The organism is Corynebacterium oculi, from assembly GCF_001412105.1.
In the GTDB taxonomy this organism is placed as follows: Bacteria; Actinomycetota; Actinomycetes; order Mycobacteriales; family Mycobacteriaceae; genus Corynebacterium; species Corynebacterium oculi.
On the sequence record NZ_LKST01000002.1, the window covers coordinates 497,070 to 509,363 of the forward strand.

14 protein-coding genes and 1 CRISPR repeat array (1 of these 15 cut by a window edge) are annotated in these 12,294 nt (G+C 64.8%); of the genes, 8 read left to right on the plus strand and 6 right to left on the minus strand.

Features of this window, described 5'->3' with window-relative positions:
* Window positions 1–12 precede the first annotated feature (12 nt).
* The 4 genes from Cocul_RS06375 (at window position 13) to Cocul_RS12480 (ending at window position 3,545) form a co-directional block, all read left to right on the plus strand.
* Complete coding sequence (locus Cocul_RS06375) at window positions 13–1,107, plus strand: exonuclease domain-containing protein (protein WP_150114397.1); 1,095 nt, start codon at window positions 13–15, stop codon at window positions 1,105–1,107.
* A 60-nt stretch (window positions 1,108–1,167) separates the two neighbouring features.
* A complete protein-coding gene (locus Cocul_RS06380; RefSeq protein ID WP_055122443.1) occupies window positions 1,168–2,496 on the plus strand; it encodes a Mur ligase family protein in 1,329 nt (442 codons plus the stop codon).
* Complete coding sequence (locus Cocul_RS06385; RefSeq protein ID WP_055122444.1) at window positions 2,497–3,249, plus strand: type 1 glutamine amidotransferase; 753 nt, start codon at window positions 2,497–2,499, stop codon at window positions 3,247–3,249.
* A 158-nt stretch (window positions 3,250–3,407) separates the two neighbouring features.
* Window positions 3,408–3,545 carry a hypothetical protein gene (locus Cocul_RS12480; protein ID WP_160318497.1) on the plus strand — a complete coding sequence of 46 codons (138 nt, stop codon included), beginning with the start codon at window positions 3,408–3,410 and terminating at the stop codon, window positions 3,543–3,545.
* A gap of 48 nt (window positions 3,546–3,593) precedes the next feature.
* Here the strand turns inward: Cocul_RS12480 and Cocul_RS06390 are convergent, their stop codons facing one another.
* Entirely contained in the window at window positions 3,594–4,610 is a 1,017-nt protein-coding gene (locus Cocul_RS06390; RefSeq protein WP_055122445.1) for a hypothetical protein, read from the minus strand.
* 105 nt (window positions 4,611–4,715) lie between these two features.
* Here Cocul_RS06390 and Cocul_RS06395 point away from each other — a divergent pair, with 105 nt between their 5' ends.
* Complete coding sequence (locus tag Cocul_RS06395; protein ID WP_055122446.1) at window positions 4,716–5,276, plus strand: TetR/AcrR family transcriptional regulator; 561 nt, start codon at window positions 4,716–4,718, stop codon at window positions 5,274–5,276.
* A 4-nt stretch (window positions 5,277–5,280) separates the two neighbouring features.
* On the opposite strand, the gene Cocul_RS06400 is transcribed toward Cocul_RS06395, so the two are convergent.
* Complete coding sequence (locus Cocul_RS06400; protein ID WP_245622123.1) at window positions 5,281–6,543, minus strand: MFS transporter; 1,263 nt, start codon at window positions 6,541–6,543, stop codon at window positions 5,281–5,283.
* 202 nt (window positions 6,544–6,745) lie between these two features.
* Between Cocul_RS06400 and Cocul_RS06405 the strand changes: the two genes are divergently transcribed.
* The 3 genes from Cocul_RS06405 to Cocul_RS06415 are packed head-to-tail and all read left to right on the plus strand — an operon-like array spanning window position 6,746 to window position 8,744.
* A complete protein-coding gene (locus tag Cocul_RS06405) occupies window positions 6,746–7,378 on the plus strand; it encodes an isochorismatase family protein (RefSeq protein WP_055122447.1) in 633 nt (210 codons plus the stop codon).
* The gene (locus Cocul_RS06410; RefSeq protein ID WP_055122448.1) at window positions 7,375–8,493 is read left to right on the plus strand and encodes an isochorismate synthase; all 1,119 of its coding nucleotides are present in this window, start codon (window positions 7,375–7,377) and stop codon (window positions 8,491–8,493) included. Before Cocul_RS06405 ends, Cocul_RS06410 begins: the two co-directional genes overlap by 4 nt.
* Window positions 8,494–8,507: 14 nt before the next feature.
* Window positions 8,508–8,744, plus strand: a complete 237-nt coding sequence (locus Cocul_RS06415) for a phosphopantetheine-binding protein (RefSeq protein ID WP_055122449.1) — start codon at window positions 8,508–8,510, stop codon at window positions 8,742–8,744.
* Window positions 8,745–9,247: 503 nt separating this feature from the next.
* On the opposite strand, the gene Cocul_RS06420 is transcribed toward Cocul_RS06415, so the two are convergent.
* From Cocul_RS06420 to Cocul_RS06435, 4 genes are all read right to left on the minus strand, one after another.
* Window positions 9,248–9,826, minus strand: coding sequence for a hypothetical protein (locus Cocul_RS06420; protein WP_055122450.1), 579 nt, complete (start codon window positions 9,824–9,826; stop codon window positions 9,248–9,250).
* 384 nt (window positions 9,827–10,210) lie between these two features.
* Entirely contained in the window at window positions 10,211–10,402 is a 192-nt protein-coding gene (locus Cocul_RS06425) for a hypothetical protein (protein ID WP_055122451.1), read from the minus strand.
* Window positions 10,403–10,608: 206 nt separating this feature from the next.
* On the minus strand, window positions 10,609–10,956 hold the full coding sequence (locus Cocul_RS06430; RefSeq protein ID WP_160318498.1) for a hypothetical protein: 348 nt from the start codon (window positions 10,954–10,956) through the stop codon (window positions 10,609–10,611).
* Window positions 10,957–10,973: 17 nt separating this feature from the next.
* Entirely contained in the window at window positions 10,974–12,179 is a 1,206-nt protein-coding gene (locus Cocul_RS06435) for a VG15 protein (RefSeq protein WP_055122453.1), read from the minus strand.
* A 27-nt stretch (window positions 12,180–12,206) separates the two neighbouring features.
* Window positions 12,207–12,294: direct repeats of the CRISPR family, unit length 28 nt (it continues 795 nt past the right edge of the window).

Genomic DNA, 12,294 nt, shown 5'->3' on the forward strand with positions numbered 1-12,294 from the left:
GAGAACCACGCCATGACACAGCAGGAATCCCGCGCCTCCCGGCGCGGCGACAAAGAGAAACATCGCGGCCAAGATCAGGGCTCTGGGAATCACACCGGGCGGGAGGCAGCGGCCCCCTACGTGGCGCTCACCCTCCAGACCACCGGCATTCATCCCTCCAGCGGGCGGGTGGTGGCGGTGGACGCCGTGGTGTTCGAGGAGTCCGGGGCCACCGTGGAGGAGTTTCACGCCGTGGTCAATCCCGGCCCGCACACCAACATCGGGCCCACGCATTATCACGGCCTGAGCCCTGCTGAGATTGAGCAGGGGCGGCGCTTTGGTAGCCTGCTGAAAAAGCTCGATAAGCTCCTGGACGGGCGCACCCTCATCGTGCATGACGCCCCCTTGACGTGGGGTTTTCTGGTCTCTGAGGCGCGCCGGGCCATGAATGCGGCGGCGCGGGCTAACCGCTCCCGTGCCCGGCGGCGCGGCCGCAATCAGGGTGGTCGGCGGCAGCGGGTGGGCCACGTGCCGCGCCCGGAGGTGATCGTAGATACCCTCGCCACCGCGTATCGGGCCGGGGCGGAGTTTCACGATGTGCGCCTGGCCGCCGTCGCCACGGCGATGGGGGTTCCGGCGGGGTCCCCCGTGGCGTCGATAAGCAGGGCCCAGCGGCCCGAGGCGGAGGTGACGCGGGAGGATACTCTGCTGCTCGCCCGGCTGTTCCGGCACGCGCGGAGCGCGGGCGCCCCGATCGCCGAGCGGCGCCCGGAGGAACTCAAGCCGGATGCGTTTGGGCTTCAGCGCTCGCTGGTGCGCGTGGAAGCCACGCAAGCTCCCCGCCTGCACAAGAACCCGGGGCCGTATTCCCCCGGCGGAGCGCTGAGCCCCGGCATGGAGGTGGTGATCGCCCCGGAGATCGCCATGGATCCCAACGAGGTCATCGCCGCTCTGACGCGCGCGGGCCTAAATTATTCGGAAAAACTCACCCGCGCCACCTCCGTGGTGGTGTGCAATCGTGCCCACCACCTGCGGGGAAAGGCCATGCACGCCCGGCGCAAGGGCATCCCCCTGCTCAGCGACGCCGCCTTCATGCAGGCGGTGGGAAGGATCGCCGGGAACGCCTAACCGGTGCGCGGGTCCGGCTCTTGTGCGCCGTGCCGCCACCCCCTATTAAGGTAAAAGGCCATGAGCCTTGATCTGACCTCGGCCCTGCGCACCCTGCGCTCCACCGCCGCAACCACCGCCGCCCGCCTCGCCACCACGGCCTCCCGCCTCACCGGGCGCGGCGCGGGCGGCATGATCGGCGGGCTGGTGGCCCAGGCCATTGACCCAAACGTCATGCGCACCCTCGGCGGGGGGCGCCCCACCGCCCTGGTCACCGGCACCAACGGCAAGTCCACCACCACCCGTATGCTCGCGGCGGCGGTGCGCAGCCGCACCACCGTGGCCACCAACTCCGGCGGCGACAACATGGATGCCGGCATCATCTCCGCGCTGCTCGCCGGCAAGGACGCCGCTACGGCGGTGCTGGAGGTCGATGAGCTGCACGTCCCCTCCGTGGCGCAGCGGCTCAATCCCCAGGCGCTGGTGCTCCTCAACCTCACCCGCGATCAGCTCGACCGGGTGGGGGAGATCAACAAGATCGAGCGCGCCCTGCGCTCCTGTGTGGAGGCCCACCCCGAGATGCTCGTGGTGGCCAACTGCGATGACGTCCTCATGACCTCCGTGGCCTACGATCACCCCAACGTGATCTGGGTTTCCGCCGGGGCCGGGTGGGTGGGCGATGCCGTCTCCTGTCCCCGCACCGGCGGGCACATCGTCCACGAGGGCACCGACTGGCACGCCGTCAAGCCGCTTCCCGACGGCCGCCCCTTCCGCCGCCCCGAACCCACCTGGGCCGTCACCGAGGAGGGCCTGGCCACCCCCGAGGGCCGCCACGACCTTTCCCTCAGGCTCCCCGGTCGCGCCAATCGCGGCAACGCCGCCCAGGCCATCGCCGCCGCCGTGGCGGGCTTCGACGTACCCCTGGATCAGGCCATATCCGCCGCGGAATCGGTGGACAACGTGGCCGGGCGGTACTCCACCGTGCACATCGAGGGGCGCGACGTGCACCTCCTGCTGGCCAAGAACCCCGCCGGGTGGCAGGAGGCGCTCTCCATGGTGGATCGCAGCGCCGAGGGCCTGGTGATCGCCGTCAACGGCCAGGTGGCCGACGGCGAGGACCTCTCCTGGCTCTGGGACGTGCGCTTCGAGGACTTTGGTTCCCTCTCCGTCAAGGCCGCCGGGGAGCGCGGCACCGACCTCGCCGTGCGGCTCCTCTACGCGGGTATTCACCACGATCACATTCCCGATCCACTGGAAGCCATTCGCGCCTGCCCGCCCGGCCGGGTGGAGGTGCTGGCCAATTACACCGCCTTCCGAGACCTGAATAAGGCCCTGCGCGCGGCGGCCTCCACGGCGGCCTCCGCCGGTTCCACCACCCCGAACGGCTCCGCCCCGAAAGGAGACAAGTAAATGACCGAGCTGCACATCGGCCTCATTCTCCCCGACGTGCTGGGCACCTATGGGGATGACGGCAACGCCCTCGTGCTGCGCCAGCGTGCCCGCATGCGCGGGCTCACCGCCGAGATTCACACCGTCCGCCTGGGGGAGGCGATCCCCACCGGCCTCGACGTGTACACCCTGGGCGGCGGGGAGGACACCGCCCAAATCCTCGCCGCCGAGCACCTTGCCGCCGATGGCGGCCTCACCCGCGCCGCCGAGGCGGGCCGCCCCGTCCTGGCGATCTGCGCCGGGCTCCAGGTGCTCGGGGAGTCCTTCCGCGCCGGCGGCCGCGTGGTCGATGGGCTGGGCCTTATCGACGCCACCACCACCTCCCTGGGCAAGCGCGCCATCGGGGAGGTGGCCTCCACCCCCACCAAGGCCGGTCTCACCTCCGCGCTCACCGAGCCACTGACCGGCTTTGAGAACCACATGGGCGCCACCGTCCTCGGCCCCGGCGCGACACCGCTCGGGGTGGTTGATCGCGGCGTGGGCAATTGCGATCGCCACGGGGCCGAGGAGCTGCCCGATGCCTCCGCCCAGATCACCGCCGAGGGCGCGGTGCAGGGTTCCGTGGTGGCCACGTACATGCACGGCCCCGTTCTGGCCCGCAATCCCCAGCTGGCCGATCTCCTCCTCGCGCAGGCGATGGGGATCCCGCTGGCGGATCTGGAGCCGCTGGATATTCCCGTGGTGGATCGGCTCCGCGCCGAACGGTTGGGCTAGTACCCGCACGAAGGGGTGCCATTGGCGGGTGGGGGCGGCCCCCTTCCTGGCTAGTGGCACCCCTTAGCGTTGTCTGGGTTCCCCGTGGACGCAGGGCGTGCGCGCCGTGTGCGCTTAGGGGTGCCATTGGGCCCTGGTAGAGCCGCCCGCCCCGCGTAGTGGCACCCCTTGCGCCGCTTATCGACGCCGCCCCTCCCGCACGCCCGCAGCCCCTGGTACTGGTGGTGCTCCCGGTGTGGTTGGTGTGCGGTCGGCTTCCCTTTTCTCCCCGCCCCAACACCAAGGGGTGCCAGTAGCGGCGCAGGGTAACGCCCGCCCCCTTCAATGGCACCCCTTCGGTAGTTTTAGGCGCCCACGCTCGCCTCCTTGCGGCTCTTGTGGCGGGAAACAAAGGCCGCCATGAGGAATCCGGCCAAGGTCCAGCAACTCAGCACGAGGAAGGCGGTGCCACTCCCGGCGCCATCGAAGTATGCGGCGGATCGGATTGCTGTGCCTGCCGCTCCAATGGGGAGAAGTTGGCCGATCTCACCCCAGGGGGCGGGTAACCAATCTGGGCCGGTGGCGAGGCCGGCCAGTGGGTTCGCCAGGAAAAGGAGCAAAATGCCGGCGATGCCGATGCCCGTCATTCCCGCGAGGTTATGCAGCCCTTGGAGGGTCATGCAGATTGCGGCGATGCCCAAGGAGAGCGCGGCGGCGGTGAGGATGAAATCGCCGTCAAGGACGTGGAATCCATATTGCAGAACGGCCGCCGTGGATATTCCGCCGGTTATGGAGAGCAGGATACCGCCAAGAATGCTTAGCCGCGGGTAGCCCTTCAGCAAGAAGATAAGGAGCATCGCGGAGACATTGCCGCCAAAGACCACGGGCAGCCCCAGGGTGGCGATGGCGGAACCAGTGGGGTCTTCCTCTGGGAATGGGGCTACGTCGCGATATTCAACGCTGTTGCCTTGCGCTTCTAGGCCTTCACCGATTTGCTTCAGAAGTTGAGAATAGGGTGTTCCCGCTCCGCTGGCGGTCACCACGGTTATGCCGTTGGCGTCCAGGGAGATGGCTCCGATCTCATCACGGTTTTTTACCGCGTCAACGGCGCCGTCGGCGGAATCGTAGGTGGTGATGTCGAAGGCCCCTGGGGAGCGCTGATCCAGAGCTTCGGTGACCTGTTCCACGGCGGGCGCCGGGCCGCTCACGCCGAGGGGGAGGTCTGAGGCTCCCGAGTTGAGTGAGGGAACGAGGAAGGCGAGGAGCATCACTATGAGGACGCACGGGACGCCGAGCAGGATGCCCAGGAGCTTGAGCGCGGGCCGATTTCCCTTTTCTTCTGTGGGTTCGGGGGAATCGGGTGATGTGGTTTGTTCTGCCATGCGGGAACGAGACCTTTCTATAAAAGGAGCGATTTGCTCCAGTTAAAGAGGGAGCATATCGCTCCGCTTAGTCCTTGGCAAGCCGAACCTGCAAGAATCGCACTCATGAGGGCAGACGCAGAGGCTAATCATCGAGAGATCCTCCGGGTTGCGGCGCGGCTCATCGCAGAACAGGGCACCGGTGTCTCGCTCCGTACCATTGCCCATACCGCCGGGGTGGGAATAGGCACACTGTATCGGCACTTTGATTCACGCGAAGCCCTCATCGAGGGGGTCGTCGCCTCCATCTTTTATGAGCTTGATCTCGCCGCCGAGCACTTCCTCGCGCATCGCCGCCCCACCGCAGAAGAGTGGCGCGCGTACGCCCATGCGCTCGCGGGCACCAATCTCGGCGCTCTTGGCGGCGCGTTCCAAACGGATGAGGAAAGAAAATACCTTGAGCCTCTGGCCGGAGAAAGAGTGCGCGTGCTGGCGCGTATCGAGGAGGTTCTCCGCCGGGCCTCCGCGCATGGGTTTATCGCCCCCGAGGTAACAGTCCCCCGATTCCTGCTCGGCATCGTTCAATTCACTCGCCCGCTGCCCGAAAAAATCGGCAGCGGACTCACCGCAGAGATGTCCTGGGTGTTGGATACTTTTCTCCGCGGCCTCCAGCCCCCTCAGCGGTAGATCCCTACCCCTCCGCGTGACGGCGTCGTAAAGCAAAGGCCACGTACCACAGGGCCACGGCGATCAGCGCCAGCCCGGCCCCCGCGAGCGCCGGGGCGGAGTAGCTGTACCCGGCGGCGATCACCGCTCCACCCATGGAAGCCCCGGCGGCGTTGGCGATGTTCAGGGCGGAGTGGTTGAGGGCAGCGGCGAGGGTCTGGGCCTCTCCGGCCACGTCCATGAGCCGGATCTGGAGGGAGGGAATCAGCGTGGAACCGGCCATACCGATGAGGCCGAAGCACACGATGGCGGCCACCGCGTTGGTGGAGGCCGCGTAGAACGCCAGGAGCGAGGCGCAGATCGCGCCGAGGGCCACCAGGATTCCGTATTCCAGGTTCCAGTCGGAAAGCCGGCCGCCCACCCAGGTTCCGGCCACCATGCCCAAGCCGTAGACCATCAGCACGAACCACATGTGGCGGGGATCAAGCCCGGCGCGCTGCGTCATGGTCCAGGAGATATAGGTGTACACCGCGAACATGCCGCCGAACCCCACCGACCCGATGGCCAGGGAGAGCCACACCTGCCCGCGCCGGAGCGCACCGAGTTCCGTGAGCGGGCTGGTGGGAGGCATCTGGGACATGTGCGGCATGAGGAACCACAGAGCCGCCAGCGTGGCCACGCCGATGGCGGACACCAGCACGTAGGCGCTCTGCCAGCCCACCGCGTGCCCGAGGGCCTGGGCCACCGGCACGCCCAGCACCGTGGCAAAGGGCAGGCCGAGCCCCACGAAGGCCAGGGCGCGGCCACGTTGTCCCTTGGGTGCCATCGAGGCGGCCGCCAGGCCAGAGACGGAGAAGAACGCGCCGTGAGGAAGCGCCGCGAGGAAGCGGGAGGCCACCAGCACGGCATAAGAGTTGGCGTACAGGCCCGCAAAGACCGTCAGCGCGTTGCCCACCGTGAAGGCCGCCATGAGGATCAGCAGCAGCCGACGCCGGGGCACCGAGCCCGTCAGCGCCGCGATCAGCGGCGCTCCGATGACCACGCCCAGGGCGTAGGCGGTGATGATGTGCCCGGCGGTATCCTCCGAGATGCGGAAGTCCGCGGCGATGTCACTGAGCAGCCCCATGGAGACGAACTCCGTGACCCCGATGCCAAAGCCCCCCAGGGCCATCGCCACCATGACGATGTAGCGGCGGGTATCGGTGATCTCCGTTTGGCGCGGTAGGCTGCGGCGGGAGCCCAGCCGCGGCGCGGTGGCGTTCTGACTGTCATCGGGCTTATGAGGCACGGCGTGGAACCTTACCCTTTTGGTGCGGTGAGCGCACAGCGGTGCACAGTGATGCACAGCGGTGCACAGTGATGCACTGTGATGCACAGTGATGCTGCGGTAGTGCGGCGTCGCGGGACCGCCCAAAACCACAAACGTATATATATAGGGTAGGCTCCCCTTATACATCTCAGCGTCATTGCCGAGCAGAAGAAAGGACCCCATGCCGATCCCCTCGATCGCCCCCTACGAGATCCCCGCCATGCCCACCACACACACCGTGGCGTGGACTCCGCAGCCTCACACGTCAGCGCTGCTCATTCACGATATGCAACGGTACTTCCTCGACGCCTACGCCGGGCAATCCCCCGCCAGCATCGTCATTCCCCACATCCGCCGGCTTATCGACGCCGCCGACGCCCACGGCATCCCCGTATTCTACTCCGTGCAGCCGCCCAGCCAGCGGGAACACCGCCGCGGGCTGCTCCAGGAGTTCTGGGGCGCGGGAATGCAGACCGACCAGGAGGCCGAGGTGATCCCGGAGCTGGCCCCGCGCGAGCAGCATCACGTGCTCACCAAGTGGCGGTATTCCGCCTTGCAGCGCACCGACCTGCGCCAATCCCTCGCCTACGCGGGGCGCAATGAGCTCATCATCGCAGGCGTGTATGGGCACATGGGCTGCATGATCACCGCCGCCGAGGCATTCATGAATGACATCCGGGCCTTCGTGGTACGCGACGGCATCGCGGACTTCACCGCCGAGGATCATCGCCAGACCCTCGACTGGGTGGCCCGGCGCTCCGGGCGGGTCCTCGACACCGCCGATGTTTTGCACGCCTGGGCGGGAGCCCGATGAGCATACCGGATTATTCCTTCCTCTTCACCGGCCCGGCAGGCACCCTCAGCGGCGTGGGCCGTGGCGCGACCTGGCACAGCGTAGACCAGGCGCTCGGGGGGCTTAGCGACGCCACCCCCCTGGTAGCGGGAGCGCTCCCCTTCCACGTCACCGAACCACTGGCGCTCTTTAGCCCGGTGAAGTTCTGGTTTTCCCCCGGCGCTCCCGCGCTGCCGGAGGGCGAGATTCCAGGGGTGGACTCGGCGGTGTCCGAGCCCGATCCCGAGGAACATGCGCGGCGAGTGCAGGAGGCCACGGAGCGCATCCGCAGCGGCGAGTTCGAGAAGATCGTGCTCTCGCGCGGCGTGCGCTACCAGCTCTCGGCCGAGATAGACGCGCGGGTCCTACTCGCGCGGTTCCTCACTGGTTCCGGCACCGGCCACGGGCATCTCGTGGACCTGCACAGCGCCGGGACCGCCTACTCGGGCGCCCGGCTGGTGGGCTCCAGCCCGGAGCTGCTGCTGCTCAAACGCGGCCGATACATCGAGTCACACCCGCTGGCCGGGACCGTCGCCCGCTCTGCCGACCCAGTGAAAGACGAGGCCCTGGCCACGGAACTCATGCTCTCCGCCAAAAACATCGAGGAACACTCCTACGTCACCCGTGAGATCAAGCGGATCTTGGAACCCTGGTGCTCGGAACTAGAGGTCCCGGAGCGCCCCTCGCTCACCGCCACCTCCCACACCTGGCACCTGGGCACCCGGATCCGCGGAATGGTACGCGAGAACGCCCTCTCCGCCGACGGCCGCCTCCGCGGCGGGGCCATCTCCGCCCTGGAACTCGCCGCCGCCCTCCACCCCACCCCCGCCGTATGCGGCTACCCCACAGCTCCCACCCAATCCACGCTCAGGGCCGAAGAACCCCAACGCGGCTTCTACGCCGGGGCCGTGGGCTGGGCCGACGACCGCGGCAACGGCGAATGGCGCGTGACCATCCGCGGGGCCGTGGCCCAGGGCTCGCACGTACTAGCGCACGCCGGCGGCGGCATCGTGGCCGACTCCGACCCCCAAGCCGAAGTACAAGAAACCCAGACGAAACTCGGGCCGGTGCGCGCCGCCCTGGGAATCACCGAATAAAACAAGGAGAAATAATGGCAACCGTAGACGAAGTAATCCACAACATCACCGCCAAGGTGGCGGACATGCTAGGCGTCACGCCCGAAAGCATCGACCCCGAGGAAGAACTCTTTGACCAGGGGCTCGACTCCGTACGACTCATGGACCTAGTCACCGAGATCCGCAACCAAGGCTTCGACGTAGACTTTGCCGACCTCGCGGAGGACTCCCGGCTCAGCGCCTGGCGCGCGGAGCTGGAGGAGGCTGCTTAGGTGGCTTCTCCTTATGTTGCTCTGTCCGACAGCACACACTCATCGCCTCCCGTGTGTCCAGCGCCAAGCACACCGCCGCCACCGTCAGGGTAACCCCCAGGGCGACGGGGTATGCACCAAACATCACCTTTTGTCCCTCCCCGTCTCCACAGGATTGATTTACGGGAATTAGGGTAATGCCACCGGAATGAACGGCATCGCATTTTCACAATAAACATTCCGGGGAGTTAGCACCCCCCCCCCGCTACCTGCCCAGACCCTATCCTCACCAAGCCACAAAATTCTATCCCCTACATTGATTGGCGTCATCAACCACGACGCACAACAGTAATACCCTCTCCCTTCCCGATAAACAGCAAACCAAATTGAGCTCCACCCTAGAATCTAACAACGCTGGGAGCACTAGGCGCCCCCAGGAAGTGTAGGACTGGGCTCTTCTGCGGTGGGGGTATGCCCGTGGTCGCGGACTGTGAGGGCGATGCGGATGGCTTGGAGACTAGCGGTTATCTGGTTTCGGGCGCGTCCACGTGGTGAGCGCGTAGGTGCGCGGTGATCTCGGCTTCGAGGATGCTGTTGATCTTGGGATTGTCGATTGTCGGCAGGGGCAGCTGGAGATGGTACTGGCGTTGGCAGTACGTTGCGGCGTACATCAGCCATCTCGGGGAAGCGTCGGGCCAGATCTTGATCGTGAGGTCGTTGATCCAAGGTTCCACGTCGATGAGATAAGGGTCGGTGATCCAGCTCGTGGGGTTGTTGAGGAGTTCCATCTGGTTTTGGATTATTTCCTCGTCCTCGTCCATAAGTTGCTGGTTGATGATTCCCTCGGTGATCGGTGCGAGAAAGTCCTGGTAGACGAGATTCGCTGCGGTGATTTGGGCGCGACGGTTGATCTGCTCCCATTCCATTGGATTCGGCGGGGTGCCCAGTAGGGTCTCCCACTGCTCGCGCATCTGGTGGGTCAGTGCTTCGGTTTGGGTGATGCACGCCTGGAGCATGCGTTGGTAGGTCGTGTTGATCTCCTCGTTGCTGGTCTGAGGATTGAGCGCTTGGAGGTGTCGTGCGACGTCGTTGTAGTGAATCATGGGTATCTCCTTGAGACCAGTAGATCGAATAAAATGATGTTGCCTTTGCTCCTTGCGTGCATGTGATGCCATGATTTCGCCCCTACCATGCCTATCCCGACCGGCCTACCAGTCGTTATGGTGAACCGATCATACGGGAAGGCGCTAACGCTGCGCTTAGTTTTTAAAATTGACCTATCCCCCTTTCATAAAATACCCTTGAAATAATAAAATTCCTCCATAAATTGAATTAAACCCTTCCACTTCAGGGTTATTTATTATCGGGGTACACTTTTGCAATTCCAATTGTAGATTATCCATTTTGGCATCATCGTATATCTTATATAATTAAGCCTCGTCCCCCCTTAGCACAGGGAACACGCGACCTTCCCCTCCTTGACCTCATCAAACCCCTGGGGCTTGGCCTTGTACTCGTCCGTCGTAACCCTGGCATTTCGCGCGCTCCCGGGCCAGGCAAGCCTCGATGATGCGATCGAGGTCTTCCTGGGTGGCCGGGGGTTGGTACTCGCTCGTAGTTGCCTGCTCTGGCGCGGGCACGCCCTGCGGGGTGTCGGCGGGTTCAGCGGTAGTGGTCATGGTCTCCCTTTCTCCCCCACCTCGTGTGGTGGGGTGGTGATGGTGTCAGTCCCTCCCCAAAAAGCGGGCAAGGTCGTGGTGGTTTCCACCCACGCATGACAAAACCCCGGCCACCATGACGGTGATCGGGGTTTAGCTAGGGGTGTGGTTCCTCGCCCGGGACTCGAACCCGGCGCGCCCCCTTAGCTAGGGGCGAGGATGTTTACTTAGGCGGCTGCCTCTGTCAAGACACGGCGTTCCTTGTGTGTGACTTTCTGGTCATCAAAGTAATTGTCCACGTCATCGTAGAGGGTTTCCATTCCCCACGGAGTGGTCTCAACCAGGTAGTCATAGAGCCTATCCAGGGCGGGGATGGAACCTTCTTTGTGCCAGTCAGCTAGTTCGATGAATATCTCACCCGAGGGGTCGAAAGGGGCTATACGGATTCGATACTCTCCTTGGAGGAAGAAAACGCCATCATGGAGTTCCGCTCCCGGTGCGTTGCTGATGGCCCGGAATACCTGTTCTGGTGTGAGCTCCGGGTGTTCCAGCACAAATGCCACAGATATAGACACTGTATCCCTCCTGATCTTTAGGGCCAGTATAAGACGAAGCCGTTGCCAATGATAGCCACCTGGTGGAGGTAGCGTTCCTCTCGGCGGATCGCAGCGCTGAATGCTTCCGTAGCTTGCCCTTGACTCATCGTCGTCTGTGAAATATCAACGATGAGGTTTTTGGCCTGCCGCTTTCCCTCCCTGATCTGCCGTGCGATGGCACGAGGGGAACCCGCTACTTTCACATCCGTGGGTATCCCATCGACAAGGAAATCAGGGGTTGGGCGACCAACGTTTCCCGTGGGGATGCTGTCTTCTGCTTGGACTTGGTGCAGGGTAGCTCCTCGGTCACGTAGCCAGTCCCATACTTTCTTCTCCGCAAGCATGCTTTGCAGCTCCTGCTTATTCGTCGCTCGGGTGAGATCAAAGTGATTAGTGGGGCCAACAAGGCCTTTCTTGCGTAATTCCTCAGCGGAGGGCTGCGCGTGACGATCCTTCGTAGATCGTTCGCGCAATTCTTCTTTCTCACCGACTGGGTGACGAAGCCGAACCGCAGTAGTCGGCATCCACCTGGGGCGCTGTTTTTGCGCCTGGCGCTGTCGTTTCACGTGTTCTTGCCATGCTTTCTTTTGATCTGCCACCGGCCCGCGCCCGGTATAGGTCACCTCAACCCACTCGGCTTCCAGATCTTTGACGATCTGGGGCACATCGGCGTCGCTGAGCACCTCTCTGGCACTGCACGCGCAGTTGTCATGGTACCGCGCGCCTTCTGGCCGCTTCGCCTTCTTCCCAACTGCCAGCACGGTGTCTTTGGCATACACCGCGCCCCGGGATGCCAGCATGAGGCAGAACGCACACGCTCTGGGGCCCGGCACCCGCACATAACGTGTTCCGGCTTTCCTCGTGGACTCCCACACCGTATCCCGCGCCGCCTGGCGTACCATCCTCCCTACCGGGCCTGCGAGTCTGCGCGCCGCCGCAGGAAGATCACCATCAGCTTGGTTGATCGCCCAGGACGCCGTGGAGCGCGTCTGTTCGATGTTCACCGGCTCGGCGGGCACCGGGGCCGGGAGATCCCGCGCCCCGGCCTCCAGGCGGCCGGATTCTAACGCGATGAGCGCTGAGACCACCGCTACCTGCCCGTACTGCTGCACCAGCAAAGTCACCAGGGCCTCGAACTCCAGCTTGCTCATGGAGGGCCGCGCATCGGTGGTCTTAATCAGCGTGTCCACCGCGCGGATCACAAATCCCTGTCAACCCACAAGTTCCCGGGCTCATCCCCGCTAGCGCGGGGAAGACGGCTACGGGATACGACCACCGCCCTGTCCTCGGGGCTCATCCCCGCTAGCGCGGGGAACA